The sequence below is a fragment of the Tengunoibacter tsumagoiensis genome, assembly GCF_003967535.1.
Lineage (GTDB): Bacteria > Chloroflexota > Ktedonobacteria > Ktedonobacterales > Ktedonobacteraceae > Tengunoibacter > Tengunoibacter tsumagoiensis.
On record NZ_BIFR01000002.1, the window covers coordinates 409,280 to 431,264 of the forward strand.

The window sequence follows — 21,985 nt, forward strand, 5'->3', positions numbered from 1 at the left end:
AGGGAGGTTTTTGTCCTATGAATAAATCAAGTCTTCCTGATACACCTTTTCCGCGACCTGTGATAGAGCCAGATGCTCTGGTGGAGTCTGTACATGAAGCTCAAAGAGGTTTTCTGCCCTGGTGGTATAACCTTACAGCGATGCCGGAAGTATCTGTCCAGGCAAGTTTTTTAAAGCGTGAGGAAGTTCGTAAATCGCGACTGCTCAGTAATGTGCTTTTTTTCTATGGTTTAATCCTCTTACTGGCTATTCCAGCCTGTTTGTTTGTGCCGAATAAGATAGATGTCTGGATTGCGCTGGGGATGTTTCTATCGACCGTGTGCGCACTCTATTTGAATCGCTCTGGTCAAGTGACTGTTGCAGGCTTTATCGTGATTGCAGTCTTTGAAGTCGCGCTGACGATCGGCATTTTTACGACCCTGCCTCTTGATGAGCCAACCATTCAGATTTATGATCTCTACATCATTACGGAGCTTTTAGCCGTCTCGCTCTTGCCAGCACGCAGTATTTTCCTGGTGGCTGCGCTCAATTCTGGTATTGTTCTCATCAGCCTGGTTGGTCAACCTCATACGATGGGCCTTGCAGCTGATCTGCATACACAATTTCTTCCAATCATGATTCGTCCTATTATCCTGTTTATCATTGTTGCGGGGGTGGCCTACGTGTGGGTGAGTAGCGTTTCCAGGGCTATTGCTCGAGCTGATCGTGCGGAGATGGTGATGAAGTTGGAGCATGCGCTGGTTGAGCAGAAGCGCGATCTGGAAGAAGGAATTGAGCAGATTTTGCAGACGCACGTTGCGATAGCGAATGGTAATTTGAATGCGCGTGCACCGTTGACTCAGGATAGCTCTTTGTGGCAGATTGCCAGAGCACTTAATACATTATTGGTACGTTTACAAAGAGCTGTGGTGGCTGAGAAGGAGCTCCAACGTGTTGAGCAGGCTGTAACCATCTCTGTACAGAGTATTCAGCGCGCAGAGCAGATGCAAAAAGTCCCCGAATTAGGTTTTACCCAGACCGCCATTGATCCTCTGGTGGCGGCTTTACAGGGAAAAACGATCGCGCAGACGCCGTTACATCAAGCCCAGCCGATGTTTATTCCCTCTTCTCAAGGTGGTGTTATTTCATATCAATCTCAATCGCGTGGTAGTTCCAACGTCTAGCACTTTGCTGAGATGCTCATATGCACACATACGTGTGTAATGATGTCCTGAAGAGGAAGCAGGCCCAATCTGCGGGCCTGCCAGTCTAAACTGATGAGGCGGAGTTGCCCGTCTGTTTTAATCCTCACTCTGATAGTCACTATTCTCGTTATAAGAAAACAAATGTCTGCCGCTTGTACAATAATATTGAAGATCGCCTTCATCATCGGTCTGTGGAAAGATTTCTTCGATATCAGTAAGTAGGATGCCTTCTTGCTGGTCGTATGGGCAGGTCTGGTATTTGATGTGTTCCAACTTCATGCTCGTTTCCCTTTCTCTCAGGTGCTTCCTATCTCTCCTGGCTACGCTACGGGGGGGAGGAAGTCTTGTTCACATTCACGGTTTTATTTCGCTGAAGCTTCCTACTGCTTCTTCCATTGAATGTATAGAATGTTTTGCGAACCCTCAATATTTGGTACTCAGTGGTACATGAAGTACTAGGCTAGACGAATTTTTTTGTGCAGCAAGCCTTAAAACTCTGTCCATGGCTGGAGTGTTTTGAGCCTGATCTCAGGGTCTGGCTCAATGAACAGGGAGAGAAGGAGACTCTTTTGAGCCTGCATATGGACGGCGGCTTTCTAAAATTAAGAGCCCAATTAAGATAAGCTCTATCCCTTTGGTGGCAAAACCTATCGCATCAGATGGCTGCCCAAAGATGAACCAGAGAATAATGGTTAAGGCTGTATAGGCAATGAGAGTATAGCAGAGGGGCCGATGGTAGGCAGCAAGTTGGGGCAGGAAGAGGCTAATCAGAAGAACGATATAGCCAATGCCATTTAGAATAAACCAGGTACGGAGCTCCTCTCCAGGCTGTACTGCTAAATAGATATGGATAAAAGCTGTCATCAGTGTGAAAAACATAACACCAAGCTGGAGTAGCCCAACCTGTCGGCGTGGATGACCTAATTCGCTTGTCCGCATCATTACACCCTTTCTAACACAATCCACTCTTATGTGTAGCAAACGAAGTGTTCCCGTAAAAATCGATAGTAACGGAGAGACAATAGTGTTAGTAAGTATTTCTAAGAATTTTAGTTACTCTTAACTAATTACTACTAACACAGCTTATCTCCTTTCTATTCATCAGTAGAGACGTTGAGATAGCCCAAAAAGGGGCAAAGATCTTTCTGGTAATCTAGATGAATTTGTCAGGATGGGAAGAAATTGGGATTCTTCAGTGTTCTCATACAGTGGAAATCCTCTCACGGTGTGTGAGAGAAATAATTGTAGGAGGATTTATGGCAGACGTAAACGATTGGAATCGTCAGGTTATAGAAGAGTTTCGCGCGAATGGGGGCAAAGTTGGTGGACAGTTTACAGGTTTTCCACTGCTCTTACTAACCACCACGGGCGCTAAAAGTGGTCAGCGCCGTACTGCACCTCTGGCTTATCTGCCTGATGGTGATCGTTTTGTTATTTTTGCTTCAAAGGCTGGTGCACCCACCAACCCTGATTGGTATTATAATCTGGTCGCTAATCCACAGGTTACCTTAGAGGTAGGTGGCGAGACATTCGAAGCGATTGCTCATATTGCCACTGGAGAAGAGCGCGATCGACTGTATAATGCTCAAGCAACTAAATATAACAACTTTGCTGAATACCAGGCAAAAACGACGCGGTTGATCCCTGTTGTTGTGCTGGAGCGCAAAGCAAACTAAAAAAACGTTTTCATGGCTCTAGAGGGGATCAGAGTGGCCTCCACTCTGATCCCTTTTGGCTATCGAAACCTTCCTCTATGTCTTTCCTTTACGCAATCTGTGCTGTCTCTTTTAAGATAAAATCTACTACATCGATCATACTGCTATTCTTCTGGTAGATCTGTCGTTGGCGTGTTGCTCCATTTCCCATTTGGAGCACTGTCTGAACGGAAGTAGAGATCTCTTCCCATTCCCCATTTTCCTCCAGGGCAGGACGCACAAAATCCAGCAGCTTTTTAATTAAGAGGGGGGCTGCTACAAGGCTATTTGTCGAAACATCAATCAGCTCTCCCTCCAGGCCATACCGCGCTGCTCTCCAGTGAGCGTTACGAAGTATCTCTGTCGGCGTTTGAGCATAGCAGCTTTGCAGGTGTATCTGTTGATAGCAGGTCTGTACGAGGGCTCGGATAATGCCTGTTAGCATGACTGTTTCTTGAACAGTGAGACAGACATCCATGATACGGAATTCGATAGTGGGAAAACGCTCTGAGAGACGAATATCCCAATAGATATGAGTGGAATCATCAATACTTCGATTGGAGACAAGAGCCTGCACTAATGTTTGATAATCGGCATAGGTAGTAAAATGTGCTGGTGGTCCTGCCATGGGCCAGCGCCACCAGAGTTCCGTACGGAAGCTGGTATAGCCTGTATCCTTTCCCTGCCAATAGGGAGAATTAGCGGTTAGCGCTAAGAGGGGTGCCAGCCAGATACGGGCGCGGTTCGCGATCTGGATGGCATCGTCACGATCTCTACAGCCAACATGAATATGGCAGCCAAAGATCACTTGTTCGCGTGTCAATTGTTGATATTTTTGCTCCATAACAGTGTAACGGGATGAGGGCGAAAGGATCTGTTCATCCCAGGGAGAGAAAGGATGTGTTCCAGCTGCTGCAATACCCAGGTTCATCGTCCTGGCTTGCTGGATTAGATTCTGGCGCGCATAGCATAAAGCAGTACGTACTTCACTAAGATTCTGGCAGATAGGAGTAGAGATTTCAATCTGAGAACGTTGTAGCTCTGTTTGAACAGTAATATTTGGGTGGGCTTTCATTGCTTTGAGCAAAGCTTCTGCATCACTAGATAAAGCGCGAGTGTGCAGATCAATAATCTGATACTCTTCTTCGACTCCAATAGTCCAGACTCCTGAATGTGATGACAAGCGTTTTCCTCCTTTGTATTCAGGTTCACGACGCTTGTGCAAGAGGCACAGTACAGATGCTAAGGCAGGTATACAGGGGCCCCTGAAAGGCTGATCAAAAAAAGCTCTCCTGATGCAAAGTAGCCATCATTCGCACTGTGATCTGCACATTGTGGATTCCATCGCTGGACATATAGTATATAGCATATATCGCCTTTGATCTGCTATTCTTGTGCCATTACAAGTTTGCCTGTTCTTGATGCTCAAAAGAGCTTTTTTTGCACAGGTTTTTTGGGCGTACGTCCACCATCTGAGAGATATTCGTCGCAAAATACCAGGATCTTTATTAATCGATAGTCAGAATAGGAAAGGCGGGAACCATTGCTGATTCCCGCCCTTAAAGCAGAGGTTGAAAGTATATAGGTATAAAATGTCTATCTCAATAGTATTTAGATGACGCGCTACGGTTTACAAGCCCACTCTCTCCAACTATTGCCATCGCGGACAAATATTTCGTGTGCTGCCTGAATATTAGCCTGTGCATTATAGGGAGACTGTCCAGATTGAGAGGTCCCATTCCAGGTACTTGGATAGAGAATCTGGAATAGCCCCGCAGGATGGCTCCCTGCAATAGGATTGGGATTGATCGCATTTGGATTTAATCCCGATTCACACGTGGCAACGCGGACCGCTCCTGGTCCATAGGAGCCAAAGGTCGCGTTAATCATATCTACAATGCCTCCACTGGGAGCCGGTGGCGCAGGTGGCGCAGGTGGTGCCGGCGGAGTGGTTGGTTGTGGCACTGGTGTTGGTGTTGGAACCAGTTTCCGAAGCACAACTTGTGTCGGTTCTGGTGTAGGTGATGGTGTGGCAATGGGTGTCGGCGTTGGTGTCGCCGCTGGTTTCTGTCCATCCACGTGTATGGGTGCGGATGAGAGTGAGAGTCCTAATACGATTGGAAGTGCAAACTTACCACAAACTACTTCAACACATCCCTGTAAAAATTTCAAAATTGACGATTGTATTTTAGGTCCAACCTTTCAACATCTATAACTTCCATGCTCCTCTGCTGGAATATCCTTCATTGCTCGAATACAAATAGCATAACTATGTGCATCTAATAGAGAAGGATAGGTATATCCTATCACGTCATAGTGGTAATTGCAATGATACACGCTGATGTGAAAAGAATCATAGGTAAAATAGGCTATCTCCCTATTTCTGAGAAACAAGAAATAGGGAGATGTATGCCTGTTCTTTTATTCTTTTAGTGCTCCCGCAGCGATATCCCCAATGAACTGACGGCTACCTACCAGGAAGATGCAGATGAGCGGGAGGGTTGCCAGTGCCGTACCAGCCATGACCATGCCGTAATCGGTGTTATAGATGCCACTGAGCTGCGAGAGGGCCACCTGGAGCGTGACTTTCTGTGGATTCGTGAGAATAATCAGGGGCCACATATAATCATTCCAGGCATGAATAAAGGTAAAAACACCAAGGAAAGCGAGTGCTGGTCGCAAAAATGGTAGCGCTACTACCCAATACATGCGTAGATAACTACAGCCATCCACGCGCGCTGCGTCAATCAGATCTTGATGAATGGCATTTTGTGCGTACTGACGCATCCAGAAGATGCTAAAGGCAGTGACAGCGCCTGGAATCACAAGCGCCTTAAAAGATCCAACCCAGCCGAGATGAGCCATAATGACAAAAGATGGCACGACGGAGAGGTGAGCTGGCAACATCATCGTTGCCAGCAGGGTTACAAACAGAGCGTTTCGTCCTGGAAATGAAAATTTTGCAAAGGCAAAACCGGCAATTGAGCTAAAGAACAGGATCAAGATGGTTGATGAGAGGGCAACAAGGAGCGTGTTAAAGAAAGAGCCAATGAAATCAATACTTTGTAAGACATTGGTAATATTGACAAAGAGTTCTTGTCCAAATGTCAGCCTGGGTGGGAAGTGGAAGATGTCACTGGATGTATTGGTTGCCATGACCAGTAACCAGTAAAATGGGAAAATTGAGAGCCCCACTCCACCAAGTAAGAGCACATGGATGGGGAGCTCTTTCCCATAGCGGAAGAGTGCTCTCTGTCGAGCAAGCCTTTTTCGATTCTGCACTACCATTGTTCTGTCTCCTTTGCTTGCTACCTGTCTCTTAGCGTGTTCCTGCCCGTTGCACAATTTTCCAATTCAAGATGGAGAAGGCGACAATGATCACAAACATGCCCCAGCCAACCGCAGAGCCATAGCCAAAGCGATCGCGCGAAAATGCTTGTTGATAGAGATAGAGAACCATCGTCATGCCGCTTGCTCCGGGTCCGCCATTCGGGCCCACCAGGACCTGTGGTTCTGTGAAAACCTGGAGCCCACTGATCGTCGATGTAATGACTGTAAACAGAATAATGGGGCGTAGCAAGGGAAGGGTGATGTTTTTGAAGATCTGGAGGCTATGGGCTCCATCGATGCGAGCCGCTTCATAGAGCACTTTGGGGATACTCTGCAGGCCCGCTAGATAGATAATCGCATTATAGCCAGTAGCACGCCAGATAATCATGCAGGCAATCGCAAACTTGATTCCAAGTGGATTAAGGAGCCATGGAATACGGCCTCCTCCCAGAGCGGTGATCAGGGCATTGAGCAGGCCAAACTGGTTGCCAAACAGGGTACTGAAGATAATTGCAATTGCGACAACCGAGGTGACATGTGGCAAAAAGAAGGCCAGCTTATAGAGTGTTGTGTGGCGAATCGATGTATTGAGCAGGAAGGCACTGATAAGCGCCAGGCCCAGTGTTGGAATAGTTGCCATAAGCCAGATGAGAATGGTATTGCCAATCGCCTGCCAGAAATGGGTATCGGTCAGCAGGTAGCTAAAATTGTTGAACCCGATATATCTCATGGAGGAGATGCCGTCCCATTTCTGAAATGCCAGGTAGAGAGAGAACAGCACAGGGGTCAGTCCAAAGACCAGGAACAAGAGATAGAATGGTGCGATAGACAGGTAGAGCGGCAGATGGCGGCTTCTGCGAGGTCGCCGTCGCTGTGCGGGTACTGGTGAGTGCGCCAGCACTTCGCGTTGTGGTGATAAGAGAGTGCTATCCATCTGGCTACTCGCTTTCATTAGTGAAAAGAATTAGTGAGTAAGTTCGCGTGCAATTTGTTGTTGAACATCGTTCCACGCGGTCTGTGAGTCGCTATTCTGTGTTTCAATCAAGCTCAGTTCTTGCTGAAAGAGCGTGCTGACAAGATCATTGTTGGGTCCAATGTAGCCAGGAACTACATTCTTTGCAGATTCAGTAAAGATCTTTGTTGTGATCTGTCCGCCATAAAAGGTTTCAGGTCGGAACATCTTTGTGCTCGTGAGATCCGCTGGCGCTGACGGGAAGATCCCCAGATCCAGATAGGCTTGAAGCTGACTGGCAGGGGAGAGAAGCCAGCTCAGAACCTGGAATGCTTCGCGTGGATGAGGTGAAGCTTTTGTAATGGCTAGAAATGATCCGCCATCGTTGCCATCACCACCGGGGGCTCGCGCTACTCTCCAGAGCCCCTTCGTATTTTTGGCCGAGTCAAGCAAGCGTTTTTTTGTCCAGACGGCCCCCACAAAAGAGGCAAGCGTCCCATTGCTGACGGCTGCACTCCAATCTGTTGTGCCATTGCTAATTTTTGCGCTGAGGTCTAGTTGATGGACCCGTAGCGCCAGATCCCAGGCGGTACGGATATGCTCCTGGTCTCCGATATATTGACCTGAGGGAGCAAAGAAGCGCTTTCCCATCTGTCCCAGGATCAGATTAAAAGTGGAGCCAATATCATTAAACATAAATGACTGACCATGTGTGCTCTGTTGCATCTTTTGGGCAGCCTGGATATAGTCATCCCAGGATGCCATCCGGGCTGAGACCTGAGTGGGATCTGTGGGTAGTCCAGCCTTTTGAAAGAGATCGGTGCGATAGAAAAGAGCGGTAGGCCCGGTATCCATGGGAAAACCAATCAGATGCCCGCTGGGCGTCTCGCCCTGTTTCCACTTCCATGTAAGGTATTGTGATGCCAGCCTGCCCGCGCCGAGGGTATAGAGATCGACAAACTGATCGTCATCAGGAAAGTAGGTTGCAATATTTGAGTTGATGGCGACAATATCGGGAACAGCCGTCTGACCAGCCAGGACCGTTCGTAATTTGGTATCAAATGGTCCTCCAATCTTAATGGCTTGCAGATGGATCTGGGGAAAGTGCTGTTCGACCCTTGCCAGGAGCGCATCATCAATCGAGCGTGTCCAATACCAGAGCGTTAGTGGAATCTTTCCCGAAGATGGTGCTGGAGGAAAAGGAGTGCAGCTCGCCAGAAAAAGCATCAGGAGAGCCAGAGAGGCAGTGAGCTTTCTTTTGTCGTGTGCTGGCCGTATCATGAGCGTTTTCTCCTTTGAAACACCTATCAATGAGAAATTATATGCATCTTCTCCTTTCTTTATCGGATCGAATGGCTGAGAAAATAAATGTTGGTACGGTTATGCTGTGCTTTCTATAGAACCTTTTCTATGGTATGCAGATATGATGAGATTGGCCGCATCGTCAATCTTTTCAGCTTTATTTTTGCAATCCAGCCGTTTCTTTTAGTACCGCTTCTAGCTGGCTTGCCTCCTCCACACGCCCCAGACGCATGAGCAGGGCCATCAAGTGCTGGTGAATATCAAGTGTGAGAGCATGGGTGAAGCGCCGACCCTGGATGCAGCTATTCAGTGCCTGGGTGTAGAGATGATAGGCCTGCTCATCTTTTCCTTGAGCCTCTTGTAGGAGCGCAAACTGATAGAGATTTTTGGCAACCTGGGGGTCCACGTCTGCAAACGTTTGCGCATTAATCTCCAGGGCTCGCTGAAAGAGTGGCTCAGCCTCGGCATACCTGCCCTGTTTGCGGTAGAGAATACCGAGCATCATTAGATCATCCCCCACATGCGGGAAAACAGGACCAAGATGTTTTTCATGCAGCTCTAAAGCTTCCTGAAGCAAGGCCTCTGCCTGCTCCAGGGAGCCCTGGTGGAGTAAAATTATAGCCAGCCCGTTTAAACAATCCGCTGTCTGCATATGGTGCCGACCAAGATGTTGCTCATAGAGGGCCAGAGCTTGCCGGGAGTATGGCTCAGCCTCCTCATAACGGCCTTGATCGATGTAGACACACGAAAGATTAAAGATAGCTGTTGCTGTCTGAAAATGAGATGGCCCCAGTTGTTTCTGGCGGCTGGCCAGTACGCGCTTATAACACTGTTCTGCCTCTTTGTCGCGTCCCTGGTGAGAATAAAGAATGCCCAGATTATTCAGAACTCTGGTAGTCAAAGGATGTTCTGCTCCAAGCTCGCGCTCGCGAATTGCCAGATTTTGGAGATGCATAGCCTCTGTTTTGTCGTAATGTCCCTGTCGCTCAATCAAGCTGGCTAACATGTGTCGGGCGTTAGTAGTGTTGAGATGATCTGTTCCCAATTGCCGTTCATAGATAACCAGAGCCTGACGAGCCAGCGTTTCTCCCAGGGGATATTTTTGCTGAGCCAGGCAGAACTCGGCCAATCTGCACAGGCTGGCCGCATCCTCCAGAGGGTCTGGTCCCAACTGGTGCTCGCGAATAGCCAGTGCCCGCTCAAATGACACTTCCGCTTGTATGTACTGACCATTATTGCGTTGTAGGACTGCCAGATATTCCAGACTGTAGCCTGTGAGAAAATGTGCTGTTCCCCAGTAACTTTCGCGCAGGGTGAGTGCTCGCTGGTACAGGATCTCTGCCTGACTAAACATCTGATGTTCAAAGAAATATCTTCCAGCGCGCAACAGTACATCTGCCGCCTCTGGTAGTTGCAGGTTCTGTTGCTGGACCAGTGCGTCACAAGCCTGCACCTGTTCTAGATAGCGCTGACACTGAGGCCAGAATTCTGCTCTGGTCGGATCCTGAGGAAAGATCATCTCGACTGCTTTAATCGCCCGTTCACTCCAATCCTGTTGCGTCTGTCTGTCCATGCGATCCCACTGGACCGCCTGAACCAGTCGATGGATGCTCACCATACGATCTTTTGAGAGCCGTTTGATCAGAGAAAAGTCCAGCAACGTTTTCAGGAGCAGATTGAATGAGAAGAGATCAGATACGGCCTCACGCAACTGTGCATGCCAGTGTGGGGCTCCTTTTTGCAGCAGTTCTTCTGGAATGTGATCAGGAGCTAGAACAGCGCATAATTGCAACAGTTCAGTCGCTGCGGGATGGGTGCGTGCAACTTGCTCAAAGGAGAGCGACCAGGTCGTGGCTACTGAATCAGGGTAGCCAGTCATCTGCATTCCTCGTTGTTTGAGCAAGGCATGACGATAGGTCTGATAAATCTGGAGATAGGACTGAAGGCCGCACCCTGTCTCTTCAATATATGCTCCGGCTTGATCAATAGCGAGAGGAAAATGTCCTAGCTCAATAACAATATTCATGGCCTCTTCCATCTCTTCAGGCGTCACTGAATCCAACAGATGTGCCCGACGCAGCAAGAGCGAAGCACCTTCAATGGTTCCCATGGTCTCGACTTCGAGCGAAGAGGCAAAGGCTCCGATCGCACTGGCACGTGTAGTGATCAGTAGATGTCCCCGTCCCTGAACCGGGAAATAAGGGTGTGCCATCTCCAGATCATCCGCATTATCGAAGATCAGTAGCCAGGGCTGCGTGCGTTGTTCCAGCCAGCGGAGAATGGCCGCGACAATCTTATGTTGATCCGTCTCATCTGCACTGACTACCTCTGGCAAGAGGTGGCCCAATTCGACAAAACTGGTTAGAAGGGTTTCTTCATTAACTGCCGTGATCCAGAAGACATCGTGATAGAGTCCCTGCTGACGCGAACGATAGGCATATTCAATAGCTGTTTGCGTTTTGCCAATGCCTCCCAATCCTTTGATCGCCTGGGCTTGCGTCAACGCGACCGGTTGTAGACCCACGGAAAGATCGGTTTCTGGCTGGGAGAAGTGCTGCTCCAGGGCGCTCAACAGTTCTTCGCGCCCGGTAAAATGAGGATTGCGGGCATAAGGAACCGTCCAGATCGCGTGATCACTGACGGGAGTCTTCTCTGAAGGTGAGGCCTTTATGATCTCAGGCTCTGAAGAAGGCTCGTTCTCTTCCACTAATCCCAGTTCCTGAGTACTCAGGCCGAAGAGGGCACAGAGCTTGACACGGTAATAGGCGCCTGGTTGCTGAATACCCCTTTCCCAGCGCTGAATCGTGAGTACAGCCGTTCCTAGCTTGTCTGCTACGTCTTGCTGTCGCCAATTACGTAGAATGCGCTGCCGTCGTAAACGCTCATTTCTGGCCATGAAACTCTCCCCTACCTTCTTCCTTCCGCCATCTAGGGGTATATGTATTATGAACAAAACAGACTGTGCCTGCCTGATCTCTTTCAAGAAAGAACGTCATTGTTCTGGTTTCACATTCATGGAATCGGTGCAGATCTTCAAAATTGCCTGGGAATGTCTGAGGTGGCTCTCTACATTTTCCTCTAGAAAGGAATGCATCAGTATCTCTATAATAATATGTAACTCTTAAGTATCATAGCATAAGCCCAACCATACAAGCAAGCATATATTTGTATCATAGGGTAGCTTTCTAAATCTGGAAAGCATAGAAGATGCAATTTATTGCATAAAGATTTTTTTTGAATGAAAGTTGAGAAAAGATACGCTTAATTGACTTTACTGGCTTGTGCATTCGCTGACACTGTTTTACAATTTTGTGAACGTAAGGAGGCAAGTTGCGTAAGCTTTAAAGTGGGTCTCAAAGAGGGTTTTTATTTTTTTATAACTGAAAAATGGGAGAAAAAAGAGTGTTGGATCTCTCGAGTATAGGTATGACCGGTCTGATTGGGATCGCGGGAGCATGTGGGGCAGTTGCCCGTTATCTGCTTGGACGATTTGTGGCGGAGCGCGTGGGCACGCGTTTTCCTGTAGGGACATTCTGTATCAATCTAACTGGCGCTTTTTTGATCGGAATAATCTTTGCCCTGGCGACACGACATGTCATCTCTGCTGCGCTTCAGAGCGTTCTGGCCACCGGCTTCCTGGGTGGCTATACAACCTTTAGCACGATGTCCTGGGAAGGGGTGCAGCTCTTTCGGGGGAGTAGCTATCGTTATAGCCTACTGTATCTGGGTGGAAGCGTCATTTGTGGCCTGCTTGCAGTTCTCCTTGGCTTATTGATAGGAGGGCATCTCGCATGACAAAAACGCAACCATTACCTGGGAGAAGGCGCATCACCGCAGTCTTTGCAGGAGGTTTTCTGGGTGCGATTGCGCGAGCGCTTGTGAGTTCGTTTCTGCAGGCAGAATTAGGGAAAGCATGGCCTTATGATATTCTGTTGATTAATCTGACTGGAGCGTTCGTACTGGCTTTTGTGACGACATTGGCGGATGCTCGCTTATGGATTGGCCCGACGCGCCGACTCTTTATCAATGTTGGTTTCCTTGGTGCTTATACAACGTTTAGCAGCTTGATGCTAGGCGATGTCCTGCTTGCGCAAGGAGGGCATTGGTGGGGGGCGGCAAGCTATCTTCTCATAAGCCTTGTGGGAGGTCTGCTTGCAGTCTTACTGGGAGATCTTGGAGCTCAATTTTTTATTGCCCGACAGCAAAAACGTCTGCTCCCAACAAAACGCATCAGCACACAAGAGCTCTTTGCCCCACTGCTGCACGAGAAACGAGAGCACCTGGACATGCAAGATGATGTCTTAGTATCAGAACAAGAGCTCTCTGAAGATTAATAATTCAGATGGAAGAAGCACAAAAGCGTCTCTTTTATAAGGCATGAAGAAAACGGAAGGCATGGAAGCCGAAGTATACATCTTTTTAGAGATACACGGTGTTCTTGTTAATGGCAGAATATATTTATTCTGGTTGCAAGAAGCAAATCAATTCTGTAGGAGATGTAGGATGCCTCGTAAAACATATTTTTTTGTTCTCTTTATTCTTAGTTGTTTTTTCTGTTTAAGTGGATTGACTGGATGTATGGGAGGTGGGAATGAGCAGAGCGCTGTTGCTACCCCATCTTCAGCGGTAAATGGAGATAGTATTAAAAAGATCAAAGATCTTCTTAAGAGCGAAGGTAGTACTGAGAAATTTACTGGTACAGTTTTAATTGAGCAGGATGGTAAAGTCCTCCTTCGTGAGGGCTATGGGATGGCTGATCAGGCTCAGAAGATTGCCAATACACCCGAGACGCGTTTCCGTATTGCAACCCTTTCAGAGCAATTTAATGCATTGAGCCTTCTTTTGTTGCAGGACCAGGGAAAACTTACATTGAATGATCCCATCTGCACATACATACCAGACTGCCCTGCAACCTGGAAGGCTATCACGATCCAGCAGCTCTTCGTACATACCTCAAGCATTCCAGATTACCTCTCTTTAGGTGATTATCTGGCGATGAAAGCCAAGCCCACCACACCTGAACAGTTGATAGGACTCTTCAAAGATAGGCCGCTTCTGGAATTTACGCAATATCGGACTGCTTATAATGCTGCAAACCAAGTCTTAGCAGGGTATATTATCGAGAAAGCATCCGGTCAGAGTTATGGAGAGTATCTACAAAGCACTATTTTTAATCCACTGCATTTGACACATACGAGCTATGTGAAAAATGATGAGCCATTGCCAGCTTATGCAACAGGGTATGAGCAGCCAGGCATTGTGAGCGATCCAATTGATGCCTCAGCTCTTTATGCCGCTGGCGGCATCTCCTCAACTGTTGATGATCTCTATACGTTTGATCAAGCTATTATCCAGCACAAAATAGGCTCAAAGGCAGTAGGGGACTCATTATTGACGATTCATTATACTTACTGTTCTCTTTCTCAATCATGTGGTCCAAGCTATGTCAGTCTGGGAGTCGGATATGGCTGGTTTATTGGCAGAGAGAAAGGTGAAAACGGTTTAACGCGTCAAATTTATTATGATAATGGTAGTTATGAAGGCTTCTCAGCTGCCAACATTTATTACCCGGAGCAGAAGTTGAGCATTATTATCCTTAGTAATGTGAAGCGAAATCCAATTACAATCGGCAATGAAGAGAATTTCATCGAAAATGACCTTTTTGCCTCTGCGTAATTTTCACCATTCTCATACCTGCGTATGTGCTAATGCAGAACAGTCTTTTTAAGTTGTATATGACGGATCTTCTCTACAAAGCCATCGATGCTAAAAGGGTCTGCATATATAGTCTCATTATTATTGCCAGCATAAGCAATAACCTGAGGAGCCTCGAGGTAGCGGTCCATGCAAAATAAGACTGCTATCTCGGTGTGCTCTTGTAGCCATTGAAACAATGCAGGGCCGATCTGGCAGTGCACTTTTGTCACATCCACTAAGACAATATGTGGCATTAAGGTATTCATTATCTGGATGTTTGCCTCATTCGGATAGAGCAGGTAGACGTCATACCCCTCATCTTTGAGGATAGAACCATACAAATCAATTCGGTCGCGTTCATAACCGAGTAAGACTACACGTGTCTGTTCCATATCTTGCTCCTCCTTTGTCTGCAATGATCTCAGGACTTTTCATTCCAGTGTTTTTGCCTGCATGTGTACGATATCATTACCTTTCTTTGCTCGCAAGCTCAAACCGTTTGGATAACCAGGACCGTTTACTTCTGTGTTATATCTGTGATCTCCTAAGAGGAGACTGGATAACTTTGTAATAGAAAAAAAGTCTTTAGATCCCTGATCTTCAAAACAAGAGAAATGCAGCCAACAACGAGAAATCAGGAGCAAGAAAAGATGGAATACAAGTCGAATCTAAGAGAAATTGTCAATAGTGCTTCTTTTGATGTCTATGGTATTGTGAATACTTCATATGATTTCTTATATTCTAAATGCCAGTGCGTTCGCATGCCAGAGAAGCTATTGTCTGTGACACTTGGATATTATAGCCCGACGTATTCACAGCAAGACCGCCCTCCCTATGCCTTCCCTGATCTGAAAGATATATTATCTTCTTCTTCCATGGTTGGGGTACAGAAAGTCAAAAGCACCCATTTTTCTGTCACTTCTCTTGATATTCAACAACAACCAGATCCAGACTACTATTCTGAGTTTAGAAGTTTCCAGGAAGCGACACAAGTAAGACGAGCTAGCTCTCTCTTCAAAGAATATGGCTTTACCGCTGAAGAACGAATACAGGCAGGCTCTCCATCGCTCTGGGAAGAGACGCTTCATCTTCAGGAGCGATCCTTCTCGACAAAGATTTACCAATGGTCAGCACCAGATACTCTTTCGTCGTTCCAACTTAGATGCAACAATATACTCATAATGGGACAGGCTCATGGGCCATCTCAATCGGAATTAGTCCAGACCTTACTGGAATTGCAAGTTATAAACCAGCAACAGGAGATACTTAAACAGTATGAAGTAGAGGAAAGATACAAAGGATGGTTCTAATTAAAATAGAGCTATATTCTGTTGGACGCTTTCCTGAAGGGCATTTGATACAGACTTACTCTTTGCGTTCGCAGCATGATGGATCTGCTCGATAACGTCGTCAAGACGAAAGAATAGAGATCGGCCAGGATCTGTCGTTTCGTCGTCAGATCCTGGCCGATCTCTGCAAAGGGTAGTGAAAGCATGTTCGTTCTACTCGTCACAACCGCAAAGAACTTGATCTCAGGCTTCCGCTGTGATTGACTCGGCTTGCTGGCTATTGTCTCCATAGAGGAAGCAGTGGGTCCAGTGACCATTGCCAAGATTGGTGCGCTGCGGGAAGCGCTCTTTGCAGACAGGCATCGCATGGGGGCAGCGTGGATGAAAGCGGCAGCCAGTGGGAGGATTGATCAGGCTAGGGATCTCTCCTCGTGTTCGTACTTGAGTGTCTTCCGCGCCTCTGATGCGATCAGGATTTGGAGCGGCTGAGAGCAAGAGCTGGGTATAGGGATGCTTTGGTGCTTGAATCACCTCATCGCTGGGACCACCTTCAACCATCTGGCCCGCATACATCACCTGTGTATTCTCTGCAAAGTAGCGTGCACTGGCGATATCATGCGTGATAAAGAGAATCGCCAGCTTCTCCTCCTCCTTTAGACGCAGCAAGAGATTCAAAATATCCAGACGAATTGAGACATCCAGCATCGAGACTGGCTCATCGGCCAACAAGACTTCTGGACGAACAGCTAAGGCCCGAGCGATGGCGACACGCTGCCTCTGACCGCCACTGAGCTGATGAGGATATTTCTCTAAAAACTGCTCGGCTGGTGTCAGGCTCACACGGCGTAAGAGCGCCAGCACCTGTTCCGTCACCTCCTGCTCGCTCTTTGCATGCCCATAGACCCTGAGAGGACGGCTCAGATGATAGCGAATATCATGGACCGCATTGAGAGAGCTAAAAGGATCTTGAAAGACGAGCTGCACATGACGCCGATAGGCTCGCATCGCCGCTGAACTCTTCTCAAGCCGAAGTGGCTCGCCACGGAAGCGGACCGTACCGCTCGTGGGATCATAGAGGCGTGCAAGCATACGTGCCACAGTCGTCTTGCCACTGCCGCTTTCACCAACCAGAGCCGTAGCCTGACCAGGAAAGAGATCCAGAGAGGCATCCTCAACTGCCTGGACCGCCTGGGGCTTTGCAAAAGGATTCATCTTGCGCACAGGAAAATATTTTTTGAGATGTTCGACAGAGAGAACCGGCTCTACAGGTCCACTCTTTACAGAGGATACCTCTCCCTGCAAAGAGGAATGTACTTGAAAAGAAGAATCATTGCTGGTCATCGAACCTCTCTCCCTTCTGCAAGCGCCTCATAGCCAGCGGCCAGAGTAGCAACCGTTGGTAGTTGTTGGGTATATGTCTGATCATAGAGGTGGCAGGCAACCTGCTGATCTGGCTGGGAAGCATCTACGACACTCAGTTGCGGCTGAACTGTTGTACAGGCCTCAAAAGCAAAGGGGCAGCGAGCATGGAAAGGGCAGCCAGCAGGCAGAGCGCGCAGATCAGGCGGCGAACCAGGGATGCCGACCATCTTCCGCCGTGGCCCATGCAGCGTTGGGAAAGAGTTTAGTAGTCCATAACTATAAGGATGACGCGACTGCTGATAGATGGCCTGACTGGTGGAACGCTCAATCATCTTCCCGGCATACATAATCGCAATTCGATCTGCCAGCTCAATTAAAAGTGATAAATCGTGAGTAATAAAGATCAGCGCAGTTGACGTCTCTTTGCAGATCTTGCTAATCAGCTCCAGAATCTCGCGCTGTACAACCACATCCAGCGCCGTAGTTGGCTCGTCCATAATAATTAATTCAGGATTCAGAGCCAGCGCAATAGCAATCACAGCGCGCTGGCGCATACCACCACTGAGCTCATGAGGATAGCTTTTCAAACGATCAGGAGCGATGCCGACCATTTTAAAGAGTTCGGCTGCCCGTTCTTGACGCTGTTGAGCCGTCATATCGGGTCGGTGCGTCTCCAGGACATCGGTAATCTGCCGACCAACCGTCATCACAGGATTCAGCGCATTCATCGCGCTCTGGAAGACGATAGCCAGCTCATTCCAGCGAAAAGCCTGTAACTGCTTCGGCGTCAACTGAAGAATATCGAACGAGCTTCCTTCTGCAAATTGGCGCTGTTTTCGATTTCGGCGAGCAGCTCGCAGTTCATCTTCTGGCTGTTTGCGTGGATAGTACAGCACTTCTCCACCAGCGATCACAGCGGGTGGGCGAAGCAGGCGAGCGATACCAAAGGCCAGCGTTGACTTCCCACAGCCGCTTTCACCGGCCAGGCCCAGAATCTCGCCACGTTTGAGCGAGAAACTGACATCGCGCACCGCATGCACAGCCCCATTGGCGGCATAATAATCAATGTTCAGATTATTCACCTCGAGCAGCGTCGGAGCAGGGACACCTGTTGCCATAATACAATCTTCTTTCTCTTACTTGGTGACGAGACTGGAGGCGGTTGGAGTTGCCCCTTTGCTCATGAGTCTGGTTGCTTTTTTGCTACGAAGAGGTTTAGGTAGACGTTCAGTGCGTAGACGGGGATCTGCGATCTCATCGATGCCAAAGTTGATCAGCGAGAGAGCGGCACCCAGGAGCGCAATACAGAGTCCGGGGGGAATAAACCACCACCACAGACCAGAGAAAATACTATCTGATTGCTGTGCCCAATAGAGGATATAGCCCCAGCTTACCGTATTGGAATCGCCCAGGCCCAGGAACTCCAGCGAGGCCCAGGTCAAGACCACCCAGACCGTCGTACTGACAAAGCCAGCAGCCACGATAGAGATCTCATTTGGTAGAATCTCAAAGAAGATAATGCGCCAGGTATACTCGCCGGAAGCGCGGGCTGCACTCACAAACTCGCGACTGCGCAGAGAAAGCGTCTGGGAACGGAGCACACGGGCTCCCCAGGCCCAGTTGGTAAGTGTAATAACGATACAGATCGTCAGCGGGCCGCGTGGAAAATATGCGGCCAGCACAATCGCCAGAGGCAACGATGGGAGAACCAGGGCCACATTGGTCAGAAGCGAGAGAAACTCATCAATTGCGCCCCCAAAGTAGCCACCAACCAGTCCCACCACCACAGAAATAATCGTCACCGCTACGCCCGTCACCAGAGCCCAGAAGATCGAATCGCGCGTTCCCACCATCAACTGGCTAAACACATCCTGCCCCGTCGTTGTTGTTCCAAGCCAGTGAGTAGCCGAGGGAGGAACATGTGACGCTTTAGAAAAAGCCAGCGGATCATATTGAGCAATCAAGGGCCCAAACAGTCCTACCAGGATATAGATGCCAACGATCGTCACGCCAATCGTCACCTTCTTATTGGCGGTAATCGCACTCCAGATCTGTCGCACGCCTTTCTGGAAGCGTTGCGGCCAGGAGTGTTTTAACAATTGAGCATTGACCACATCAGCAGTCGTTGGCGAGCTGATCTTTTCATTGACCGTCATAATCAGGCACTCCTTTCCTGACGAACACGTGGATCGAGGAACGTATACAGAAGATCCGCGAGGAAATTTGCCAGCAGAACTGAGAAAGCAATAATCAAGAAGATCCCCTGCATCAACGAATAATCTTGCGCCTGTACAGCCTGTAGCAACGAATAGCCGATCCCTGGATACGAAAAGACCATCTCCGTCAAAAGCTGTCCACCAACGACAAAACCGATAGAGATAGCGAAGCCAGTGATATTTGGGAGAATCGCATTGCGGGCCGCATAGGCAAACATCACGCGACGGGAGGCCAGGCCTTTCGCTTTTGCCATCAATACATAATCCTCAGACAGCGTAGTAATCATCGAATTGCGCATCGTCAGCATCCAACCGGCCATCGAAGCAATCACAATTGTACAGGCAGGTAAGACGGCATGGAGAATCACACTCCCAATAAAATCGGTGCTCCAGCCTGGATCAACATTCAAGGCATCATAGCCGCCAGCGAGAGGGAACCAGCCAAGGATAAAGCCAAAGGTATAGAGGATCAGAAGAGCCATCCAGAAATAGGGGATGCCAGACAAGAAATTGACCATGGGGGCAAGAATCGAATCAAAGGCCGAGCCACGCTTCCAGGCCTGAAAAATACCGAGGAGACAGCCAAGAGTAAAACTAATCAAGACCGAGACCCCAACCAGTCCGAGCGTCCAGAAAAGATCTTTGGCAATGATATCGTGGACCGAGACAGGAAAATACGTCACCGAGACGCCCAGTTGACCATGCAGCAGATCGTTAAGATACTTTACATATTGGACCCAGAGCGGATCGCCTGTATTCACACCGAAAGCGGATTCTAGCGCCTTCACATAGGTTGGATCCACATGCCCGCCACGTCGTTCCAGTTTTCCCAGGAGCGTCTGTGCGGGATTGCCAGGAGCCAGGCGAGGGATAAAGAAATTGAGCGTAACCGAGGCCCAGATGGCAGCGAGGTAGAAGAGAATGCGACGAATCAAGTGACGCATTTCAGTACTCCTTCAGAAAAGATACCAGGATAACCGCTGTCCTTCAGCGCACAGTGGCTTGTATGCCTGGCTGCGAATAACTATGAAAGAGAGTATGAACAAAAGGGAGCTTCATACAGATGGGGATGGCTCGCTGTGAGCCATCCCCATGGATGTGTCACCTGATTGTGCGAGGGGACACTGAGATGATTGTTACTTTACTGGAGTCAGATGCAGGATCACGACCGCCAGATCTGAGCCAATATTTGGTGAGCCGGATGCATAGGGATTCGACTCAGTCGGCCAGCCAGTAAACGCATTGGTGCGATACTCAAACCAGTCAGGACCAGTTACCAGAGGAATCGTTGGCAGTTGCTCAACGTAGATCTTCTCAAGACCCTGAATCGCCTGTTTCTGGACGGCTGGATCAGTCGTCGAAGCAAACTGTTTCAGCAGGGCATCCGTCTGAGGATCTTTCCACTGACTAAAGTTGGTCACACCAATGTTGGCGCTATTGAGATACTGATTGTACATGTAGTAAGGGTTCGGACCACCCACCATACCGCCGATCATCAGATCGAACTTGCCATCGGTACGGGAAGGATAATACGCATCCTCAGACATCTCATCCAGCTTGCTGATCTCAATACCAACATCCTTCAGATTGCCCTTAATGATCTGAGCCATCACTTCCCAGTCAGAGTAAGGCTGAACGGTGCGCAGAACAAACGAGAGACGTTTGCCATCTTTCTGATAGATGCCATCAGTTCCCTTCGTATAACCAGCATCGGTCAAGAACTTCTCAGCTTTGGCTTTATCAGGAGCATTAGAGAGATTTGCATACGCAGGGTCCAGGTACTGCTTTGCATTGGGAAGAATCAATCCAGTTGCATTTGCGGGACCGGCCAGACCAGACTCACCCTGTTCCGAGAGAGCAGTGCGATCCAGAGCGGCATTGATTGCCTGACGTACAGCCACCTGGCTGAGCAGAGGGTTCTGCTGATTCACATTCAACGTAAAGATGTTGATTGGAGCCATCCAGTAGTGGTTGTTGGTAGGATCTTTGTCAACGAAGGCCGTTTTGAGATCCGCCTGGAAATAGCCAGCCCAGTCGATCTGACCCTTTGGTAGAGCCAGCTTAAAGGCATCATTATCCTTATAGACGGGGAAGCGAACTTCATCAACATGCAGCTTATCTGCCTGCCAGTAAGACGTATTTTTCTGGAAGACTGAGAGAGCCGTGTCATATTTCTTCAGCGTATAAGGGCCTGTACCAACCGGGGTATCAGGAGTATACTTCGAAGGGTCACCCTTATCTCCAAAGATATGTTTTGGAATGATGTAGGTCTGTGCAATATTATAGAAGGCGGGTGGATAAGCCTGAGTGAAGGTCATCTTCACAGTATTGGCATCGGATGACGAAACATCCTTCAGATAGCTCCAGACGCCCTGGAGATCAGTGCCCGAGGCTTTGTATTGTTTGATTGTATTGAACGTGTAGACGACATCGTCTGCCGTAAAGTCTTTGCCATCGCTCCATTTTACATTGGGGCGAATAGTAAAGGTCAGCTCAGTATTGTCAGGGCTCCACTGGTAGCTGCTAGCCAGCCAGGGAGTATACTCACCTGTGATACGGTTGGCGAAATAGAGCGTCTCATAAACCAATCCAAAGACACCTTTGTTAGGTTGAGGATTGTAGGGATTAAAGGCCGCCTGTACGACATCATAGGACTGGGCTCCAATGGTAAGAGTCGATTTATTCGCCGCTTTGTTACCACTATCACCACCACATGCGCTCAAAATTAAGCTGAAGAGCGTCAAGAGTGTGAAAAGGACCAGACCACTTTGTACTTTTTTGCGGGATAAGGCTGAGCGCGAGTTGGGAGTCAAGAGAAACCTCCTAACAAATAAAAAAGCGTATCAAAAAAGATAGACGCGAGAAACCATGTACCCACTGGTCACCAGAACAACAGCAGTGTTCAGTTCTTGTTTGATACTGTACAGTCTTTTGGTCTATTTGTCAAGTCATCTAGACC

General features: G+C 48.3%; 20 protein-coding genes. 6 read left to right on the top strand and 14 right to left on the bottom strand.

Annotation, left to right across the window (positions count from 1 at the left end):
• The first annotated feature begins 17 nt into the window (after positions 1–17).
• Entirely contained in the window at positions 18–1,163 is a 1,146-nt protein-coding gene (locus EL628_RS22435; RefSeq protein WP_126582246.1) for a methyl-accepting chemotaxis protein, read from the top strand.
• Between the two features lie 117 nt (positions 1,164–1,280).
• Here the strand turns inward: EL628_RS22435 and EL628_RS22440 are convergent, their stop codons facing one another.
• Together EL628_RS22440 and EL628_RS22445 are read right to left on the bottom strand one after the other, a co-directional pair.
• Positions 1,281–1,463, bottom strand: a complete 183-nt coding sequence (locus tag EL628_RS22440; protein WP_126582247.1) for a hypothetical protein — start codon at positions 1,461–1,463, stop codon at positions 1,281–1,283.
• A gap of 261 nt (positions 1,464–1,724) precedes the next feature.
• Positions 1,725–2,126: a hypothetical protein gene (locus EL628_RS22445; protein ID WP_126582248.1), complete on the bottom strand. Its 402-nt coding sequence runs from the start codon at positions 2,124–2,126 to the stop codon at positions 1,725–1,727.
• A gap of 314 nt (positions 2,127–2,440) precedes the next feature.
• Between EL628_RS22445 and EL628_RS22450 the strand changes: the two genes are divergently transcribed.
• Positions 2,441–2,860, top strand: a complete 420-nt coding sequence (locus EL628_RS22450) for a nitroreductase family deazaflavin-dependent oxidoreductase (RefSeq protein WP_126582249.1) — start codon at positions 2,441–2,443, stop codon at positions 2,858–2,860.
• Between the two features lie 88 nt (positions 2,861–2,948).
• On the opposite strand, the gene EL628_RS22455 is transcribed toward EL628_RS22450, so the two are convergent.
• The 6 genes from EL628_RS22455 to fxsT all read right to left on the bottom strand — a co-directional run bounded on the left by EL628_RS22455 (position 2,949) and on the right by fxsT (position 11,358).
• Positions 2,949–4,061 carry a carboxylate-amine ligase gene (locus EL628_RS22455; protein ID WP_126582250.1) on the bottom strand — a complete coding sequence of 371 codons (1,113 nt, stop codon included), beginning with the start codon at positions 4,059–4,061 and terminating at the stop codon, positions 2,949–2,951.
• A 440-nt stretch (positions 4,062–4,501) separates the two neighbouring features.
• Positions 4,502–5,050: a transglycosylase SLT domain-containing protein gene (locus EL628_RS22460; protein ID WP_126582251.1), complete on the bottom strand. Its 549-nt coding sequence runs from the start codon at positions 5,048–5,050 to the stop codon at positions 4,502–4,504.
• A 249-nt stretch (positions 5,051–5,299) separates the two neighbouring features.
• The gene (locus EL628_RS22465) at positions 5,300–6,166 is read right to left on the bottom strand and encodes a carbohydrate ABC transporter permease (RefSeq protein ID WP_126582252.1); all 867 of its coding nucleotides are present in this window, start codon (positions 6,164–6,166) and stop codon (positions 5,300–5,302) included.
• Positions 6,167–6,197: 31 nt separating this feature from the next.
• The gene (locus EL628_RS22470) at positions 6,198–7,142 is read right to left on the bottom strand and encodes a carbohydrate ABC transporter permease (protein WP_126582253.1); all 945 of its coding nucleotides are present in this window, start codon (positions 7,140–7,142) and stop codon (positions 6,198–6,200) included.
• A 30-nt stretch (positions 7,143–7,172) separates the two neighbouring features.
• Positions 7,173–8,441 carry an ABC transporter substrate-binding protein gene (locus EL628_RS22475; protein ID WP_126582254.1) on the bottom strand — a complete coding sequence of 423 codons (1,269 nt, stop codon included), beginning with the start codon at positions 8,439–8,441 and terminating at the stop codon, positions 7,173–7,175.
• A gap of 178 nt (positions 8,442–8,619) precedes the next feature.
• Entirely contained in the window at positions 8,620–11,358 is a 2,739-nt protein-coding gene (fxsT, locus tag EL628_RS22480) for an FxSxx-COOH system tetratricopeptide repeat protein (RefSeq protein WP_126582255.1), read from the bottom strand.
• Positions 11,359–11,864: 506 nt separating this feature from the next.
• On the opposite strand from fxsT, the gene crcB reads away from it, so the two are divergent.
• The 3 genes from crcB (at position 11,865) to EL628_RS22495 (ending at position 14,138) form a co-directional block, all read left to right on the top strand.
• Positions 11,865–12,257 carry a fluoride efflux transporter CrcB gene (gene crcB / locus EL628_RS22485; protein ID WP_161975679.1) on the top strand — a complete coding sequence of 131 codons (393 nt, stop codon included), beginning with the start codon at positions 11,865–11,867 and terminating at the stop codon, positions 12,255–12,257.
• Positions 12,254–12,796, top strand: coding sequence for a fluoride efflux transporter FluC (locus tag EL628_RS22490; protein ID WP_126582257.1), 543 nt, complete (start codon positions 12,254–12,256; stop codon positions 12,794–12,796). The genes crcB and EL628_RS22490 overlap by 4 nt, the downstream gene beginning before the upstream one ends.
• 169 nt (positions 12,797–12,965) lie before the next feature.
• Entirely contained in the window at positions 12,966–14,138 is a 1,173-nt protein-coding gene (locus EL628_RS22495; RefSeq protein WP_161975680.1) for a serine hydrolase domain-containing protein, read from the top strand.
• 29 nt (positions 14,139–14,167) lie between these two features.
• On the opposite strand, the gene EL628_RS22500 is transcribed toward EL628_RS22495, so the two are convergent.
• Positions 14,168–14,551, bottom strand: coding sequence for a hypothetical protein (locus tag EL628_RS22500; protein ID WP_126582259.1), 384 nt, complete (start codon positions 14,549–14,551; stop codon positions 14,168–14,170).
• Between the two features lie 258 nt (positions 14,552–14,809).
• Between EL628_RS22500 and EL628_RS22505 the strand changes: the two genes are divergently transcribed.
• The gene (locus EL628_RS22505) at positions 14,810–15,469 is read left to right on the top strand and encodes a hypothetical protein (protein ID WP_126582260.1); all 660 of its coding nucleotides are present in this window, start codon (positions 14,810–14,812) and stop codon (positions 15,467–15,469) included.
• 222 nt (positions 15,470–15,691) lie between these two features.
• Here the strand turns inward: EL628_RS22505 and EL628_RS22510 are convergent, their stop codons facing one another.
• From EL628_RS22510 to EL628_RS22530, 5 genes are all read right to left on the bottom strand, one after another.
• Positions 15,692–16,789, bottom strand: coding sequence for an ABC transporter ATP-binding protein (locus EL628_RS22510; protein ID WP_126582261.1), 1,098 nt, complete (start codon positions 16,787–16,789; stop codon positions 15,692–15,694).
• Positions 16,786–17,928: an ABC transporter ATP-binding protein gene (locus tag EL628_RS22515; protein ID WP_126582262.1), complete on the bottom strand. Its 1,143-nt coding sequence runs from the start codon at positions 17,926–17,928 to the stop codon at positions 16,786–16,788. The genes EL628_RS22510 and EL628_RS22515 overlap by 4 nt, the downstream gene beginning before the upstream one ends.
• 18 nt (positions 17,929–17,946) lie before the next feature.
• Positions 17,947–18,966 (bottom strand): ABC transporter permease, encoded by a 1,020-nt coding sequence (locus EL628_RS22520; protein WP_126582263.1) that lies wholly within the window; start codon positions 18,964–18,966, stop codon positions 17,947–17,949.
• Between the two features lie 2 nt (positions 18,967–18,968).
• A complete protein-coding gene (locus tag EL628_RS22525; protein WP_126582264.1) occupies positions 18,969–19,970 on the bottom strand; it encodes an ABC transporter permease in 1,002 nt (333 codons plus the stop codon).
• Positions 19,971–20,162: 192 nt separating this feature from the next.
• Positions 20,163–21,839 (bottom strand): ABC transporter substrate-binding protein, encoded by a 1,677-nt coding sequence (locus EL628_RS22530; RefSeq protein ID WP_126582265.1) that lies wholly within the window; start codon positions 21,837–21,839, stop codon positions 20,163–20,165.
• Positions 21,840–21,985: the final 146 nt, after the last annotated feature.

What these genes read in the sequence shown, in the direction of transcription:
- EL628_RS22435 (WP_126582246.1), top strand. Translation starts at nt 18, where the DNA reads ATGAATAAATCAAGTCTTCCTGATACACCTTTTCCGCGACCTGTGATA.
- EL628_RS22440 (WP_126582247.1), bottom strand. Translation starts at nt 1,463, where the DNA reads ATGAAGTTGGAACACATCAAATACCAGACCTGCCCATACGACCAGCAA.
- EL628_RS22445 (WP_126582248.1), bottom strand. Translation starts at nt 2,126, where the DNA reads ATGATGCGGACAAGCGAATTAGGTCATCCACGCCGACAGGTTGGGCTA.
- EL628_RS22450 (WP_126582249.1), top strand. Translation starts at nt 2,441, where the DNA reads ATGGCAGACGTAAACGATTGGAATCGTCAGGTTATAGAAGAGTTTCGC.
- EL628_RS22465 (WP_126582252.1), bottom strand. Translation starts at nt 6,166, where the DNA reads ATGGTAGTGCAGAATCGAAAAAGGCTTGCTCGACAGAGAGCACTCTTC.
- EL628_RS22470 (WP_126582253.1), bottom strand. Translation starts at nt 7,142, where the DNA reads ATGGATAGCACTCTCTTATCACCACAACGCGAAGTGCTGGCGCACTCA.
- EL628_RS22475 (WP_126582254.1), bottom strand. Translation starts at nt 8,441, where the DNA reads ATGATACGGCCAGCACACGACAAAAGAAAGCTCACTGCCTCTCTGGCT.
- fxsT (WP_126582255.1), bottom strand. Translation starts at nt 11,358, where the DNA reads ATGGCCAGAAATGAGCGTTTACGACGGCAGCGCATTCTACGTAATTGG.
- EL628_RS22490 (WP_126582257.1), top strand. Translation starts at nt 12,254, where the DNA reads ATGACAAAAACGCAACCATTACCTGGGAGAAGGCGCATCACCGCAGTC.
- EL628_RS22495 (WP_161975680.1), top strand. Translation starts at nt 12,966, where the DNA reads ATGCCTCGTAAAACATATTTTTTTGTTCTCTTTATTCTTAGTTGTTTT.
- EL628_RS22500 (WP_126582259.1), bottom strand. Translation starts at nt 14,551, where the DNA reads ATGGAACAGACACGTGTAGTCTTACTCGGTTATGAACGCGACCGAATT.
- EL628_RS22505 (WP_126582260.1), top strand. Translation starts at nt 14,810, where the DNA reads ATGGAATACAAGTCGAATCTAAGAGAAATTGTCAATAGTGCTTCTTTT.
- EL628_RS22510 (WP_126582261.1), bottom strand. Translation starts at nt 16,789, where the DNA reads ATGACCAGCAATGATTCTTCTTTTCAAGTACATTCCTCTTTGCAGGGA.
- EL628_RS22515 (WP_126582262.1), bottom strand. Translation starts at nt 17,928, where the DNA reads ATGGCAACAGGTGTCCCTGCTCCGACGCTGCTCGAGGTGAATAATCTG.
- EL628_RS22520 (WP_126582263.1), bottom strand. Translation starts at nt 18,966, where the DNA reads ATGACGGTCAATGAAAAGATCAGCTCGCCAACGACTGCTGATGTGGTC.
- EL628_RS22525 (WP_126582264.1), bottom strand. Translation starts at nt 19,970, where the DNA reads ATGCGTCACTTGATTCGTCGCATTCTCTTCTACCTCGCTGCCATCTGG.